The sequence below is a fragment of the Umezawaea sp. genome (assembly GCF_036375055.1).
GTDB lineage: Bacteria > Actinomycetota > Actinomycetes > Mycobacteriales > Pseudonocardiaceae > Umezawaea.
Genome location: NZ_DASUSQ010000046.1, coordinates 67,431 through 82,175 on the forward strand (window position 1 = coordinate 67,431; position 14,745 = coordinate 82,175).

Consider the following 14,745-nt stretch of genomic DNA (forward strand, 5'->3'; position numbering starts at 1 on the left):
ACCATGCCGCGATGGAAACCGGACGCAGCCGAACGCCTGCAAGCCGCCGCACTGGAACTGTTCGACGAGCAGGGGTTCGAGAGCACGACGGTCGCCGAGATCGCCCAGCGGGCGGGGCTCACCCAGCGGACGTTCTTCAACCACTTCACCGACAAGCGCGAGGTGCTGTTCATCCTCAGCTCGGAGATCCAGCGGGCGGTCGTCGGCGAGATCGCGGCCTGCGACGACGCCGTGCCGCCGCTCGACGCGGTCGTGCGCGCGCTGGAGGTCGTCGCCGACGGGCTGTTCGAGGAACGCCGCGCCGTGGCGACCCGCAGGCACGCCGTGATCGCCGCCAACCCGGAGTTGCAGGAGCGCGAACTCGGCAAGAACGCCGCGCTCACCGACGCCATCGCGGCCGAACTCCACGCACGGGGGTGCGACCCCGACACCGCGTTCCTCGCCGCGGGCACCGCCGTGCTCGCGCAGCAGGCGGCGTTCCAGCGGTGGACGCGGCCGGGCGAGACCCGGACGCTGCGCCACCTCCTGTCCGAGGCGGTGCGCTCCCTCGGCACGATCGTCAGCGAGGACCCGGTGACCTCCTAGCGCGATCGCGGGTGCCGCCCGATCAGCCGCCACCCGGACGGCGCCCGTCGACGTCCTTCCGCGTGGCGTCGCGACCGGCGACCAGTTCGGGGTGCGGCACGGTCGGGTCGGCGTAGACGTTGCCCGCCCGGTCCCGCCCCCGCGCCAGGAAGATCTGGTGGCGCTCGCCCACCTCCTCGTGGTTGAACCGCACCGCGGTGCTGATGTAGCGCATGGTGAACCCGGCCCGTCGGCGGTCGCCGCGGTTGGCCCCGCTGCCGTGCACGAGCGCCGCGCTGTGGACGCTGCACTCGTTGCGCCGCAACAGGATCGGCACGGCGCGGGACTCGTCCACGCACTCCGGGTCCAGTTCCTCGTCGAACACCCCGTCCGCGCCGCGCGTGGGCCGGTACCGCCGCTCGCCGGGTGCGTGGCTGCCCGGCACCACCCTCATGCAGCCGTTGCCCTCGTCCACCTCGTCGAGCGCGAGCCAGATCGTGACGGCCCCGGCGGACGGGGTGATCATGTTCCGCCAGTAGTAGGCGTCGTCGTGCCACGGCACGCTCCTGCCGTCACCGGCGGGCTTGCAGAGGAAGTGCGACGAGAACACCGCGATGTCCGGCCCGACGAGCTGCTGGACCAGGTCCAGCACACCGGGGTCCATGAGCCACTCGAACAGGCGCGGATCGGTGAAGTGCGGGACGTCCATGTCCTCCGGGCGCGTCCCGTCCGGCAGCTCGGCGAGCGTGCGCTCGAAGTGCTCCCGCAACGCCTCGTACTTCTTCGGCGGCAACAGCTCCGGCAGCGTCAGGTACCCGTTGTCGCGGTAGAACGACAGGTCCCGCTCGGACAGGTGCCTGCTGGTGGCGATGGTCATGTCCGCTCCTCCTGGAGCATCGGCTCGGCGGTGGCCGACACGTCACCGCCGGGCTGGCGTCGACGGCGCAACGCGTTCGTGCGCCTGGACTCCGAGCGTGCCACCGGTCGGCCCGATGACAAGGCCCTCAGCAGCTCCGGGGACTGGGAAATGGTGGATCCCTTGTGCCCTTACGGGATTCGTCCGCCCGGCAGTACCCTGCGATCACCGGCGCCTCGCCGCCGACACGCACGACGTGAACGGTGCCGACAACCAACCTCCATTCGCAGGACCGAGGTGGACCCGATGCCGCATCAGATCACCGATCGCAAGTTCGACATCCTCTTCGACTGGTTCGACCACACCAACGACAACTGGCTCACGCACGAGGACTTCGAGCAGATGGCGGAGTTGTTCACCGCCGTGGCCCGTCCGGACGACCACGAGAACCGCGGCGCCATGCGCGAGGCGTTCACCGCGTGGTGGGACCTGCTGCGCGACGCGGGCGTCACGGACGCCCAGGGGCGCGTGGGACGGCAGGGGTTCATCCAGGTCATGCGGTCCGGCGTGACCGAGCCGAAGAACTTCGAGCACGTGATCATGGGAATCGTGAACGCGCTCATGAGCGCTCTGGACACCGACCGCAGCAACGAGCTCAGCGCCAGGGAGTACGTCCGGATGTACGAGGCCCTCGGGATCAGCCCGGAGACCTCCGACGCCGCGTTCCGGCGCCTGGACCGCAACGGCAGCGGCAGCATCACCCACGCCGAGTTCCGCAGGGCCATCGAGGAGTTCTACCTCAGCACGGACCCCGAGGCTCCCGGCAACTGGCTGCTGGGCGACCCGCTGTCGGCAGAGTGAGGAGTTGAGCAGCCGCTTCGACACCCTGGCTCGGGTGTACGAGGAGATGTTCGCCCTGCCCTGGCGGCGGCACCTGGAGTCGTACACGGTGCTGGAACTGCTCGGGGACCTGTCCGGCAAGGCCGTCGCGGACCTGGGTTGCGGTGCGGGCGACTACTGCCGACTGCTCAAGCGGGCAGGGGCCGCCAGGGTGGTGGGCCACGACACCTCCGCCGGCATGATCGCCCACGCCGCGGCGCGCGAGGCGCGGGAGGGGCTGGGCGTCGAGTACACGACGACACCGCCGCGGGCGGGCGCGTTCGACGTCGTCCTCGGCGTGTACGTCCTGCCCTACGCCGAGGACTACCGCGCCCTCGCGCGGTTGTGCGCGGTCGCGGGTGACGCGCTGCGCGACGGCGGCCGGTTCGTCACCCTGCCGGTCAACCCGGACTACGACGGCGCACCGGACCACTACGCGCGCTACGGGTTCCGGCTGCACGAGGCCGAACCCCGCGCGGACGCGTCGAAGGTCGTCCTGGAGTTGGCGTTCGGCGCGCACCGCGACACCATCACGGCCCGCTGGTGGAGTCGGCGCACCCTGCACCGGGCCCTGGCCGAGGCCGGGTTCACGGACGTCGCCTGGCCCGGCTTCCGGGTCTCGCCCGACGGCGTCCGGGAGCACGGCACCGAGTTCTGGTCGGCGTACCTCGACCGCCCCCACGCCGCGATCGTCACCTGCCGGAAAGGAACGCCGAGCCGCCATGTCGACGCGAACGACGAAGACCGCGGCGGGCCGCGCGTCAGCACCTGACCACGTGTCCACGCGCGTGGTCCCCGACATCCTCGACGTGCCGGGTGCGCGGTGGGACCGGCTCGTGGGCCCGGACGGCTTCTACAGCACGCACCGCTGGCTGCACGGCCTGCGCCACGCCTTCGGCCCCGACCGGGTCCTGATCGCCGAGGGCCGCGGCGGGGAACTGCTGGGCGGGCTGCCCACCTGGTCGGGCGAGGCCGACGGGTCCGGCCTGTTCGACCTGTCGCGGGTGCTGCCGGGGGCGGGCGCGGACTGGTTGTGGCTGGGTGCCCGCCGGGCGACCCGCAACGAACTGGTCGCCTCGGCGCGGCCGGTGCTGCGCGCGCTGCTGGAGCACGCGCTCGCCCTGGCCCGCGAGGAGGGACGTGCCGGGCTGGTCATGCCCTACCTGCCCGCCCGGCACGCGCTGCTGCTGGCCGCCGCCCACCCGCGCGCCCAGGTCTTCCTCCACAGCGCGGACGTCGTGCTGCCGATCCCACCGGGTGGCCTGGACGTCCACCTGGCAACGCTGTCCCGGCGGGACCGGAACCGTCGCAGGCGGGAGGAGCGTGCCGTCCGGGAAGCCGGGGTCGAGGTCGCGTGGCTGCCGTTCACCCGCGACCTGGAGGCCGACGCCGTCCGGCTGGTCACCCAGAACCGGGCCCGGTACGGGGGTACGGCGGACGAGGGGTGGATGCGGCGGGTCTTCGAGGGCCAGCGGGCCGCGGGGCTGCTGGACGACGCCCACGCCGGTGTCGCGGCCAGGGACGGCCGCCCGCACGCGGTCATGATCTTCTACGGTCGCGGGGACCGGCTGCACGCCCGCTACTTCGGCTTCGACTACGCCCACGCCCGCCCGGCGGGCGAGTACTTCCTGCTGCTGCACCGGATGCCGCTGCGGCACGGGGCCGCGGCCGGGTTCCGCCACTGCCACCTGGGCATCTCGGCCTGGCACGGCAAGGTCCAGCGCGGCGCGGTGCTCTCCCCGCTCGCCGCGGTGGTCCTCTCCCCGAACGGCACGATCCCCGGCGCGGAGCACAACGCCGCCGCGCTCCGGACCTGGCGCGCGCTCGCACCGGGCCGCCCGGAGGCCTACGACCCGGACTGGGACCTGTGGGACCGGAGCCGCTGAGCGGACCCACCGCGAGGGGAAGGGGCACCACGTGCTGCACCTGGTCTACCGCATCAAACCGTCTCCGGCCGCCGAGCGGGACCCGCACGCCTTCTGGGCCTGGGTGCGGGACCGCGAGCGGTGGTTCTACGACGGGCTCGACACCGTCCTCGCCACCCGGTGGCGGGTGCGGACCATCGGCCAGGACGTGCACACCCTCGAACACACCGTCACCTTCGCCGACGAGGCCGCGTGGGGCCGCTACCGCCGTGCCGTCGCCGACCGCGGCAGCGACCCGGAGTGGGAGCGGCGCCGCGTCGAGCAGGGGCGCTGGTGGACCCTGCTCGACGCCGACCTGCTCAGCGACCCGCCGGTCCCCCTCGGCATCACCCGCGACACCCCCGAGGACGCGGCGGGGCCCGCCGACCGCGTCCGGCACCTCCTGGGCACGGGGCGCCGGGCCACGCTCGCCACCACGGACGGCACCACACCCTGGATCGACACGGTCGACGTCACCGTCCTGCGCGATCCCCTGCGGCTGCTGTGGCGCTCCCCGCGCGAGGCCCGCCACTCCCGCGACGTCGCCACCCACCCGGACGTCTCCGGGATCGTCCACGCGGACGGGTCGGCGGGCGGTGGGGTGCGGTTCACCGGCACGGCCCGCGACAGCGACCCGCTCGGCCGCCACGTCCTGCACGTCGCCCGCCTGTGGTGGTCGGACGACGAGCAGGACGTGGAGGTCGACCCGCGCGCCCTCGGCTGAGCGCTCGTCGGGTCACGCGCGGTCCTCGATCCGTTCGAGGACGGCGGTGGTGCTGCCCGCGGCGTCGAGCCCGTGCGCGCGCAGCCTGGTCGAGGCCCAGCCGGACCGGATCGCGGGCGACCGGGCGCACGCAGGCGGATGACGTCCGGCTCAGGGCCCGAGCACCAGCTTCTGGTACTGCTCCCGGTCCAGGTCGTACACCTCCAGCGTGACCTGGGTCGGGAGGCCGTCCACCGGCGCGAGGTGGTCGCGGACGATGCCGATGCCCACCCGCCCCACCTCCTGCTTGAGCCCCACCGGCCGCCCGGACAGCAGGCCGATCCGCACGTGGACCATCGCCGCGGGCGCCCCGTCCCCGATCACGGACTCCTCGATCCGCCGGAACCGGGTCTTGAACGCGGCCACGTCGGAGTCGACCAGCGGCGCGACGGTCCGGTGCAGCGCGAGGGCGAGGGCTCGGCGGTCCAGGGCCCCGCTCAGCTCGGCGGAGTACTCGACGGTGATCTGCGGCATGGGCTCACGCTACCGGCGCGGTGAGGACCGGGAGTTCGGTGCGGCCCCAACCGGAACCCGACCCCCGCACGGTCGAACGGCGCCCGAGCGGTGGACGTGCTCCCGGAGGGTAGATCGCCGCGGCACCGTGAACGCCTGACCAGTGCGTGCACGGCCGCGAAGGATCTTCGAGCGATCTGTCGAACGTGGCCGGGTTCGTTCGACGCAGAGATGACAGCACAGCAGGACTACCCAGGAGCACCCGATGCGCACCCTGATCAGCACCGCGTTCGTCTCGCTCGACGGGGTCGTGGAGGCCCCCGGCGGCGAGCCCGGCCACCGCAGCTCCGGCTGGACCTTCAAGGACATCGAGTTCGTGGAGGCCGCCTACGAGCTGAAGGCGCGCGAGCAGGACGAGGCCGCCGCCATGATGATGGGACGCGTCAGCTACGACGCCTTCTCGCCGGTGTGGCCGACCATGACCGAGGAGTTCCCGCGCTACAACGCGATGCCGAAGTACGTCGTCTCCACCACGCTGGAGGACAGCGACCTCGTCACGAACTGGGGCGACATCACGATCCTCCGCTCCCTCGACGACGTCGCCGCGCTCAAGGAGACCGACGGCGGGCCGATCCTGGTCCACGGCAGCGCGAAGCTCAACCGCGGCCTCGCCGACGCCGGTCTCGTCGACCGCTACCACCTGCTCGTCTTCCCCGTCCTGCTCGGCGCGGGCAAGCGCCTGTTCAGCACCACCGACCGGGACAAGCAGCGGCTCACGGTCGTCGAGAGCGAGACGTACCGCAACGGCGTCCAGAAGCTCGTCTACGAGGTCGACCGCTGACCGATCGACCACGGTCACCCCCGACGATCGTCGGGGGTGACCGTGGTCGATCGGCGGATCCGGCACCACCCCGCCGATCCCTAGCGTTCCGGCCCATGAGGACACTCGTGGCCGGACTGGTGCTGGCCCTCTCCCCCGCACCCGCGCCCGCGTCGATCGACAGCTACCTGGCCCTGGCCCTCGACGCGACCGGGCTGCCCGGCGTCTCGGTCGTCGTCACGCACGGCGACCGGGTCGTGCACGCCACCGGCGCCGGGCGCGACGGGCACGGCGACCCCGTCACCGCGAACACCGCGATGCGGGTCGCGTCGGTGAGCAAGTCGTTCACCGCCGCCGCCGTCCTGACGCTCGTCGAGGACGGCCGTGTCGGGCTGGACGACCAGGTGCACGACCGGCTCCCCCAGCTCCCGCCGCGCATCACCGTGCGCCACCTGCTCAACCAGACCTCCGGCATCTCCGACGCCTCCGTCGACATCGGACGGCTGACCGGGGCCCGCACGCTCGCCGAGTACGTCGACCTCCTGCCGCCCGTCGACGCCGCCGAACCCGGCACCCGGTACGCCTACTGCAACGTCAACTACGACGTCGCCGCCCGCCTGGTCGAGGTGGTCTCCGGCCAGTCCTACGAGGACTACCTGCGGCAGCACGTGTTCGAGCCGCTCGGCATGCGGGACAGCAAGGCGGGCGGCGACGCGCCGAACGGCTTCAACTCGCTGTACGGGATCTGGCTCGACCGGCCCGAGCTGGACGACGGCCCGGCCGTCGGCGGCGCGGGTTCGGTGATCACGACCGCGCACGACATGGGCCGCTGGCTCGTCGCCCAGAACGGCCACGGCCCGTTCGCCGCGGCGTCGCTCGACGCCATGCACTCGCCGTCGGACGTGCACGAGTACGGCATGGGCTGGCAGCCCGACGACAACGGCCTGCTCGTGCACAGCGGCAACCTGTGGACGTACAACGCGATCCAGGCCATCGACCCCGAGACCGGCTACGGCTACGCCGTGATGACCAACGGCGCCCCGCTCGTCGACGACACCGCCACGATCCTCGACGGGCTGATCGCGCTGAGCCGTGGCGGGACGCCCGCGGAGCCCGGCAGCTCCCGGCAGCTCGTCGAGTGGGTGCTCGCGGCGGTCGGGCTGCTCGCCGCGGCGCTCGGGGTGCTCGGGGTGGCGCGGGCGCGGCGCTGGGCGGAACGCGAGCACGGGCGGCGACGGTGGCTGACGGTCGCGCGGCTGCTGGTCGTGGCGTCGCCCGCCGTGCTGTTCGCGCTCTACCCGTGGTTCGTGTCGTTCATCAGCTCCGGCCGGACGGTGCTGTGGGCGCAGCTCGGCTACTTCGCGCTGCCGCTCACGATCACGCTCGCCGCCGCGGGGCTGTCCGGGCTCGCGGTGCTGACCGCTCGCGTCGTCCGGCTAGTGTCGGTCCGATGAGCCTCGGGGTCCTCGCCGTCCTCGGCCTGATCAGCGGGCTGAACATGGAGGGCGGCCTGCCGGTGTGGCGGGTGTGCGCGTTCGCGGTGCTGGCGCTGCTGGCGTACCTGCACGGCAGGCACGTCGACGCCCGCTTCGGCTGGCAGGTCCTCACCGGGGTCGGCGTCGTCGGCTGCTCGGTCGTGGCCGTGCTGGACCGCACCGAGGTGACGTCGGTGCTGCTCATCCTGGTGCTCACGGTCGTGCTGCCGCGGCTCGCGGGCCGGTACCGGCGGCAGCAGGCGCTGCTGATCGCGGCCGAGCGGGAACGGGTGCGGCAGCTGGAGCGGGAGCGGGAGCACGTCGCCGAGCGGGCGCGGCTCCAGGAGCGGGGCAGGCTGGCGGCGGAGCTGCACGACTCGCTCGGCCACGACCTGGCGCTGATCGCGCTGCGGGCAGGCGCGCTCGAACTGTCACCCGGCCTGTCCGGCGAGGACGCGGGCACGGCCGGCGCGGTGCGGGCATCGGCGGTGGCGGCGACCGACCGGCTGCGGCAGTCGATCGCGATGCTGCGCGAACGCGACGAGGTGCCGCCGGTCGCGGCCCTGGTGGCGAACGCGCGGGACGCGGGCATGACCGTGGCGGTCGACGGTCTGCAGGACCTGCCGGACGTGGTGGACCAGGCCGTGCGCCGGGTCGCGCGGGAGGCGCTGACGAACGCCGCCCGGCACGCGCCGGGCGAACCGGTGACGATGACGATGACGGTCGCGGAGCGGCTGGTGACGCTGGAGGTCGGGAATCCGTTGAGGGGTCCGGTCGGCAGGGGCAGTGGCCTGGAGGGGTTGGCGGAGCGGCTGCGGCTGCTGGGCGGCGAGCTGGTCGTGACGACCGAGAACGGGTCGTTCACGCTGCTGGCACGGGTGCCGCTGACGTGATCAGGGTGCTGCTGGCCGACGACGAGGCCATGATCAGGGCGGGGCTGTCGGCGGTGCTGGCGACGGATCCGGAGATCACCGTGGTGGCGGAGGCGGCCGACGGGCGCGCGGCGGTGGAGCTGACGCACGCCCACCAGCCGGACGTGGTGCTGATGGACATCCGCATGCCGCGCCTCGACGGCCTCGCCGCGGCCCGCGAACTGCGGGACGTCGTCCCGGTCGTGATGCTGACGACGTTCGACGAGGACGAGTACGTGGCCCAGGCCCTTGAGGACGGCGCGAGCGGCTTCCTGCTGAAGGCCGCGGACCCCCGTGAGCTGCTGATCGCGGTGCGGGCGGTCGCCGACGGCGCGGCGTACCTGTCACCGCGGGTCGCCCGCCGCGTCCTGGCCGGGTTGCGGACGGGCCTGACCAGGCCCGCGGCGGCGAAGCGCAGGGTGGCGGCGCTGACCCCGCGCGAGCGGGACGTGCTGGCGCTGGTCGGGCAGGGCCTGTCGAACCAGGAGATCGCGGGACGCCTGCACCTGGCGGAGGGCACGGTGAAGGCGCACCTGTCCGCGATCCTGCGCGGGCTGGACGTGCAGAACCGCGTGCAGGCGGCCATCACCGCGTACGAGGCCGGCATGACGGAGTGACCGTCGTCAGCCGGTCGCGAGCAGCGGCGCGGGCGCCCACCCGGCCGGCCGGCGCACCGTGCTCACACGACCTCCTCCGCGGTCACCAGCGCACCGGTCACCACCACCACCATCGCGACCGCGACCCGCACGTCGGCGACGAGTCCTGGAACCAGGACGGCGGCGACGGATCCCTTCGCGGGCACCGGGGAACTCCTCCGGCCAGCGGCCCGTCACGCGGCCTCGGCTCGGTCTCGATCCGGTTCGACCAGGAAGCCACAGGCCGGCGAGTGCGCCACCCTCAGGGCGCCGACGCCCAGCGGGCGCGGCCCAGGACTCTCGGCGAACGCCGCCACGGCCGCCTTGACCCGCGCGCAGCCGCGCGGAGCAGGAGTCGGTGGAGGTCGGCGGTCGTGGAGGTGTCCGTCACGGATCGTCTCCGTCGTCGATCGGTGGTGGGTCGTTCTGCTTCAGGCGCGCCGCCGCGACACCCGCGGCCGTCAGCCCCGCTGCGGTCAGGACGAGGACACCGGAGGCGCCGGTACCCGCCGCCAGCAGGCCCGCGACGCTGGGCACGAACACCTGGCCGACCCGGTTCCCGGTCAGGCGCAACGACATCGCCCGGCCCCGCAGGCCCGGCGGAGTGGATTCGGCGAGCCAGGACATGGTGAGCGGCTGGCCGACGCCGAGCCCGAGGCCGATCGCGAGGACGACCACCGCCAGCAGCCACACCGGCATCGGCACCGCCGCCGCGACGAGGCCGACGGCGGACAGCGCGATGCTGCCGACGAGCAGCGGGCGGCGGCCCAGCCACGCGGCCAGCCGCCCCAGGAACAGCCGCGACCCCATCGACGCCACGGCCCGCAGGGTGAGCAGCCCGCCGACGACACCGGAGGCGATCCCGCGTTCGGCGCCCAGCGCGGGCAGGTACACCAGGGTGATGTCGACGGCCGCGATCACCACGCAGCTCACCGTGAGCGCGCGGAGCAGACCGGGGCGGCGCAGCAGGTCGCGCAGCCCGGCGGGTTCACCGTCCGCGGCGGGAGGTCGGCGCACGGCCGGTGGGCGGAGCGCCAGCGTGACACCCAGCAGCACCACCGTGATCGCGACCGTCACGCCGAAGATCGTGCCGGTGTCCGGGATGGTCCGCGAGCCGCCGAACAGCAGGATCAGCCCCGGTCCCACGGCCTGCCCCAGCGACGCGGCGAACGTGTAGTAGCCGAACGCCGCGTCGTAGCGGTGCGGCGCGGTCACGTTCGCGACCAGCGCCTGCTGCGCGACCACCGAGCACAGGTGCCCCGTGCCCAGCAGCACGCTGCCCACCAGCAACCCCACCACACCGCCGCCGACGAGCACGAACGCCCCGGCCGAGGCGCACACCAGCAGCGCGCCCGCCAGCAGCACCCGGCGTTCCCCGAACCGGTCCACGGCCTGCCCGGACGGGATGGCCAGCAGCAGCGGGGCCACCGCGAACGCCGCCGACAGCACCCCCAGCCACGCCGGGGGCACGTCCAGCTCCAGGGCGCGGTAGGTGGAGGTGGGGCGCAGCACGAACGTCACGAGCTGGACGAGGACGGTGTGCGCGAGCAGCAGGACCAGCATCCCGCGCCCGCCGCCGACGCCGTTCAGGGCAGCGCGCGAGGTGTCGCGACCGGGCCCACGCCCAGGCGCGACGCGGCCTTCGCCCCGAGGCTGGTGGAGATGTGCTGGTGCATCACGGCCGCCGCCGCGTCGGAGTCGCCCGCCACGACGTGCTCCACGAGCCGGTGGTGCTCGGCGGTCGTCCGCGCGCGCTCCTGCTCACCGCGCACGACCTCCAGGCCGAGCCTGCGGTAGCGGTCCGCCTTGTCCCACAGTCCGTCGAGGGTCGCGATGAGCAGGTCGTTGTGCGACGCCCGGTAGAGCGCGGCGTGGAACCGCCGGTGCGCGATCAGGTCCTCGACGCCGGGGTTGCCCGGCAGCGGTTCGAGGCCCTGGACCGCGGCGCGGATCTCCTGGATGTCGGACTTCGTGCGGCGCTGCGCGGCCAGCGCGACGGCCAGCGGGTCCAGCGACCGGCGCAGCTCCAGCAGGTCGCGCGCCTCTTCGGCGGTCAACTCGGTGACCCGCGCGTCGCGGTGCGCGTCCAGCTCGACCAGGCCCTCGGACTTCAGCCGCCGCAACCCCTCCCGCAGCGGCGTCGTGCTGATCCCGATGGTGCGCGCCAGCGTCGCCTGGTTGAGCACCTCCCCCGGCCCGAACTCGCCGGACAGGATCTTCTCGCGCAGGGTCGTGTACGCGAAGTCGCTCTTCGTCATGAAGGGCTCAGCGGGTTCCGCCATCCAGGACCTCCCTCAGGGCTAGGTTATAACCTACATGCTGCCCCAGTGAGCCTGGCCAGAGGGACTACCAGCGGGAAAATCCCTGACCGGAGGGAAGCCCGACCGGCAGGAGGCATAGGTTATAACCGGCAGCGTCACACGGAGCTGGTGGCCGACGAGTCCCGCGGCCGGGGTCGGCACCGGCTCGAAGCGGTGGGGCGGGCCCCGCACAGGGACCGCGCGGGGCGGGCCCCACCGCCGTTCAGGGGTTCGGCACTACGTCGTGAACACCACGTCCACCCAGTAGTTCAGGTCGCGGTAGGTCTTGTCCGGGAAGCTGCCGCCGACGTTGTACACCCCGTTCCCGCCGCTGCCGACGGAGGACGGCGCCGTGAGCGGACCACTGGTGCGGGCGGACGTGAAGTAGTCGTAGTCGTACGAGTACCGCCCGCCGGGACAGAGGTACGACGCGACGTACGTGCTGCCCGCGACGACCGTGACCGGCGTGGGCAGCTGCACCGTCTGCCAGCCGCTCGGCGTCTCGTTGGTGGCGGTGGCCGTGCCGAGCCGGGTGCCCGCGGACGACCACACGCTCACCGTGTGCGTGCCGAGGTTCTGCGGTCCTTTGTAGAACTTGACCGCGGTGATCCTCCCGTTGACCGCGGGGGTGAACTTGACGCCCAGCTCACCGGTGCTGGTGTCGGTCGTGGTGATGTTCCCCGGCGGGGTGGAACCCGACCAGAACGAGGCCGGGAACGTGTGCGGCGTGTAGACCGCGCTGAAGTTCCCCGCCACGACCGGGAACATCGCGTACGTGACGCCCTTGACGGTCTCCTGCGCGTGGGCGACCGCCGTGCCGTTCCTGGTGATGGCCGTGAGCGCGCCCTTGACCGACTGCACCGGCAGCATCCCGCGCAGCATCCCGTTGGTCCGACCGTCCACGGTGGCCGTGAAGGTCAGGTTGTTGCCGCTCCAGGCGATCTCCGAGAAGAACGAGTTGTTGCGGCCGTCGGTCCAGTCGAGGATCTGCTTCGCGGTGATCATCGGCACGCCGCGGGCCTTCGCCGAGGCGATCACCTTCGCGCCGAAGTCGTCCGCGAAGTAGTAGTGCGTGCCGAAGACGCCGTAGTAGCCCTCGACGCCGAGGGCGCGGTCGAGCATGGTGTCGATGCCCGCCGGGTAGGTCAGGCCGTTCTCGTCGACGAGCTGCGAGACGACCTGGTAGACGTCGATCATCGTGCCGTCGAGGTCGGCGAACCGCATCGGCAGGCCGGAGCCGGTGAACATGCCGGGCCGGTTCTGGACCCACCAGTGCGGTGCGTAGTAGTAGTTCAGGTCCATCCGGATGCCCTTGCCCAGCTCGACCTTCGGCTGGGTCGCCCAGTCGCTCCACGCGATGCAGTGCGTCCGGTTGCCCTGCTGCGGCGGCAGGCTCGGGAAGGCGGAGGCCCACGCCGCCAACTCGGAGGTGAACGTCGCCTCCAGCGAGGCGGGCGTCCAGTTCGCGCAGCCGGTGTTGACGTGGACGCCGAGGTCGAACCCCTGCGCCGCGTAGGCCGCCGCCTGCGCGTCGGTCATGGTCGTGCCGTCGACGAACATCCAGGACGTGGCCCGCAGGCACTCCCACCCGTCCAGCGCCGCACCCGCGGGCGTGTTGGTCTTGAGCAGCTCGAAGTAGTCCCGCGTCCCGGTGGCGGTGCCGTGGTCGTCGAGCGCCATGACGATGGCGGCCTTGAGCCCCTTGGGCAGGTACCACGTCCTCGGGATCGGCTTCTTGGCGTGGTTGATCGACGCGAGGACGTTCACCAGCAGGCGCTGCTGCTCGTCCGCCTGGGGGATGGCCACCCTGCTGAAGTCGATCCAGTCCGGCTGGACGTCACCGGCCCTCGCGCCGAAGAACAGGTCCACCGGCCGCAGCGGCGGGTCCGCATCGCGCTCGTCGCCCGCCCAGGCCGGATTCCCCTGCCGGGTCTGGACGACCGAGCGCGCCAGGTCGTAGGTGAACGCCACCGCGTGACCGCCGCCCGCCGTCTGGCGCACCGTGACGGCCGGGCTGGTGGTAGCGGTCGTGGCGGTGCTGCAGAGCGTGGCCACGGTCGTCGCGTTCGTCGCCGCGTAGCGGTCCGCGGTGCCGTGGTACTGGAGGGTCGCGGTCGGCAGCCCCGGCACCCGCGCGCTGTCGATCAGCAGGTAGCCGTTGTCCAGCGTGGTCCCCAGGTCGGTGAGCCCGAGCAGTCCGCTGAGCTTCTTGTCCGGCCGGGCCGCGACGAGGTTGCCACCGGCGTCGACCCAGTCGGTGAACATCGTGACCTGCGCCTGGGTCAGCGGGACGTCGCCGAGCACGGCCACGTCGTGCTGGCCGAGGACGGTGGCGTCGACCGCGGACAGGTCGACCGTCGTGAACGAGCCGATGCCCTCGGCGCGCAGGATCTCGCTGTAGTACCGGCTGTACGGCCGCGCGTCCGACTTGATCAGCAGGACGGGTCCGCCGAACCCCTGGTCCAGCGGCGCGGGCTGGAAGAGCACGTCGACCCAGTAGTTGGCGCTCGCGTGCGTCGAGTCGGGGAACCCGCTCGTCGGCCCGTACCGGAACACGCCGTTCGGCTCCGCCGGTGTCGACGCGGGCGCGTGCAGCAGCCCGCTGAGCCTGCCGGTGGCGAAGTAGCCGTAGTCGACGCTGTAGTGGCCCTGCGGCGCGAAGTACGAGGCGATGCAGGTCGTGCCCGCCTGGACCGGGACCGGGGTGGCGAACGTCGCCGTCTGCCACCCCGTCGCGGTCTCGTCCGTGAAGACCGCGCTCGCCAGCCGCACCCCGTTCGCCGTCCACACCGAGCCGGTGTGGGTGCCGTCGTTTCCGACGCCTTTGTAGAACCTCACCCCGGTGATGCGACCGGATCCGCCGACTCTGAAACGAACTCCCAACTCCAGCGGTTCGGCGTCCGCCTCGGAAATGATCGAGGGCGTGTCAGATGGTCTCCATATGCTGTAAGGCCCTTCGGTGGCGACCAGGTTTTCCACCTGGACAGCGGCCGCTGAGCCAATCATTTGATCAGCTGTCATGCACGACTCTACCTCCGCAAACACGCCCGCTGCCTGCATGGTTGCGCAACTGTCACCAATCAAGGATTCGAATGGGTGCCATTTAATTGACGATTTCCGCAAAAAGATGATCTCGCCCGCGGTGATTGGGCCGACCAGCATGTCGGAGGCTTTGAAAGGATTGC

Annotated in this window: 15 protein-coding genes; 9 read left to right on the forward strand and 6 right to left on the reverse strand. The window is 72.5% G+C overall.

The genetic code is table 11. The annotated features are described in order from the left end of the window. The first annotated feature begins 3 nt into the window (after positions 1-3). Positions 4-585: a TetR/AcrR family transcriptional regulator gene (locus tag VFZ92_RS13690; protein ID WP_330876271.1), complete on the forward strand. Its 582-nt coding sequence runs from the start codon at positions 4-6 to the stop codon at positions 583-585. Between the two features lie 22 nt (positions 586-607). Here the strand turns inward: VFZ92_RS13690 and VFZ92_RS13695 are convergent, their stop codons facing one another. After that, positions 608-1,441: a phytanoyl-CoA dioxygenase family protein gene (locus VFZ92_RS13695; RefSeq protein ID WP_330876272.1), complete on the reverse strand. Its 834-nt coding sequence runs from the start codon at positions 1,439-1,441 to the stop codon at positions 608-610. A 285-nt stretch (positions 1,442-1,726) separates the two neighbouring features. Between VFZ92_RS13695 and VFZ92_RS13700 the strand changes: the two genes are divergently transcribed. From VFZ92_RS13700 to VFZ92_RS13715, 4 genes are read left to right on the forward strand one after another with little or no spacing between them, the layout of a single operon-like run. Next, the gene (locus VFZ92_RS13700; RefSeq protein WP_330876273.1) at positions 1,727-2,281 is read left to right on the forward strand and encodes an EF-hand domain-containing protein; all 555 of its coding nucleotides are present in this window, start codon (positions 1,727-1,729) and stop codon (positions 2,279-2,281) included. Positions 2,282-2,285: 4 nt separating this feature from the next. Beyond that, positions 2,286-3,071, forward strand: coding sequence for a class I SAM-dependent methyltransferase (locus tag VFZ92_RS13705; protein ID WP_330876274.1), 786 nt, complete (start codon positions 2,286-2,288; stop codon positions 3,069-3,071). Further along, positions 3,022-4,185 (forward strand): GNAT family N-acetyltransferase, encoded by a 1,164-nt coding sequence (locus tag VFZ92_RS13710; protein WP_330876275.1) that lies wholly within the window; start codon positions 3,022-3,024, stop codon positions 4,183-4,185. The genes VFZ92_RS13705 and VFZ92_RS13710 overlap by 50 nt, the downstream gene beginning before the upstream one ends. 31 nt (positions 4,186-4,216) lie before the next feature. Then, the gene (locus VFZ92_RS13715; protein ID WP_330876276.1) at positions 4,217-4,927 is read left to right on the forward strand and encodes a pyridoxamine 5'-phosphate oxidase family protein; all 711 of its coding nucleotides are present in this window, start codon (positions 4,217-4,219) and stop codon (positions 4,925-4,927) included. A gap of 150 nt (positions 4,928-5,077) precedes the next feature. Here VFZ92_RS13715 and VFZ92_RS13720 read toward each other — a convergent pair whose 3' ends face one another. Next, a complete protein-coding gene (locus VFZ92_RS13720; protein ID WP_330876277.1) occupies positions 5,078-5,440 on the reverse strand; it encodes a hypothetical protein in 363 nt (120 codons plus the stop codon). A gap of 244 nt (positions 5,441-5,684) precedes the next feature. Between VFZ92_RS13720 and VFZ92_RS13725 the strand changes: the two genes are divergently transcribed. From VFZ92_RS13725 to VFZ92_RS13740, 4 genes are all read left to right on the forward strand, one after another. Next, a complete protein-coding gene (locus VFZ92_RS13725; RefSeq protein ID WP_330876278.1) occupies positions 5,685-6,260 on the forward strand; it encodes a dihydrofolate reductase family protein in 576 nt (191 codons plus the stop codon). 95 nt (positions 6,261-6,355) lie between these two features. Further along, on the forward strand, positions 6,356-7,693 hold the full coding sequence (locus VFZ92_RS13730; protein WP_330876279.1) for a serine hydrolase domain-containing protein: 1,338 nt from the start codon (positions 6,356-6,358) through the stop codon (positions 7,691-7,693). Beyond that, a complete protein-coding gene (locus VFZ92_RS13735) occupies positions 7,690-8,607 on the forward strand; it encodes a sensor histidine kinase (RefSeq protein ID WP_330876280.1) in 918 nt (305 codons plus the stop codon). Before VFZ92_RS13730 ends, VFZ92_RS13735 begins: the two co-directional genes overlap by 4 nt. Then, positions 8,604-9,242: a response regulator transcription factor gene (locus VFZ92_RS13740; protein ID WP_330876281.1), complete on the forward strand. Its 639-nt coding sequence runs from the start codon at positions 8,604-8,606 to the stop codon at positions 9,240-9,242. The genes VFZ92_RS13735 and VFZ92_RS13740 overlap by 4 nt, the downstream gene beginning before the upstream one ends. 62 nt (positions 9,243-9,304) lie before the next feature. Here the strand turns inward: VFZ92_RS13740 and VFZ92_RS13745 are convergent, their stop codons facing one another. The 4 genes from VFZ92_RS13745 to VFZ92_RS13760 form a co-directional block, all read right to left on the reverse strand. Continuing rightward, the gene (locus tag VFZ92_RS13745) at positions 9,305-9,427 is read right to left on the reverse strand and encodes a hypothetical protein (protein ID WP_330876282.1); all 123 of its coding nucleotides are present in this window, start codon (positions 9,425-9,427) and stop codon (positions 9,305-9,307) included. 220 nt (positions 9,428-9,647) lie between these two features. Further along, positions 9,648-10,823 (reverse strand): MFS transporter, encoded by a 1,176-nt coding sequence (locus tag VFZ92_RS13750; protein ID WP_330876283.1) that lies wholly within the window; start codon positions 10,821-10,823, stop codon positions 9,648-9,650. A 23-nt stretch (positions 10,824-10,846) separates the two neighbouring features. Next, a complete protein-coding gene (locus tag VFZ92_RS13755) occupies positions 10,847-11,542 on the reverse strand; it encodes a GntR family transcriptional regulator (RefSeq protein ID WP_330876284.1) in 696 nt (231 codons plus the stop codon). Between the two features lie 255 nt (positions 11,543-11,797). Beyond that, positions 11,798-14,722, reverse strand: coding sequence for a DUF4082 domain-containing protein (locus VFZ92_RS13760; protein WP_330876537.1), 2,925 nt, complete (start codon positions 14,720-14,722; stop codon positions 11,798-11,800). Positions 14,723-14,745: the final 23 nt, after the last annotated feature.

Coding starts and splice junctions, on each gene's coding strand:
- VFZ92_RS13700 (WP_330876273.1), top strand. CDS start 1,727: ATGCCGCATCAGATCACCGATCGCAAGTTCGACATCCTCTTCGACTGG.
- VFZ92_RS13730 (WP_330876279.1), top strand. CDS start 6,356: ATGAGGACACTCGTGGCCGGACTGGTGCTGGCCCTCTCCCCCGCACCC.
- VFZ92_RS13690 (WP_330876271.1), top strand. CDS start 4: ATGCCGCGATGGAAACCGGACGCAGCCGAACGCCTGCAAGCCGCCGCA.
- VFZ92_RS13695 (WP_330876272.1), bottom strand. CDS start 1,441: ATGACCATCGCCACCAGCAGGCACCTGTCCGAGCGGGACCTGTCGTTC.
- VFZ92_RS13710 (WP_330876275.1), top strand. CDS start 3,022: ATGTCGACGCGAACGACGAAGACCGCGGCGGGCCGCGCGTCAGCACCT.
- VFZ92_RS13735 (WP_330876280.1), top strand. CDS start 7,690: ATGAGCCTCGGGGTCCTCGCCGTCCTCGGCCTGATCAGCGGGCTGAAC.
- VFZ92_RS13725 (WP_330876278.1), top strand. CDS start 5,685: ATGCGCACCCTGATCAGCACCGCGTTCGTCTCGCTCGACGGGGTCGTG.
- VFZ92_RS13755 (WP_330876284.1), bottom strand. CDS start 11,542: ATGGCGGAACCCGCTGAGCCCTTCATGACGAAGAGCGACTTCGCGTAC.
- VFZ92_RS13720 (WP_330876277.1), bottom strand. CDS start 5,440: ATGCCGCAGATCACCGTCGAGTACTCCGCCGAGCTGAGCGGGGCCCTG.
- VFZ92_RS13760 (WP_330876537.1), bottom strand. CDS start 14,722: ATGCTGGTCGGCCCAATCACCGCGGGCGAGATCATCTTTTTGCGGAAA.
- VFZ92_RS13750 (WP_330876283.1), bottom strand. CDS start 10,823: ATGCTGGTCCTGCTGCTCGCGCACACCGTCCTCGTCCAGCTCGTGACG.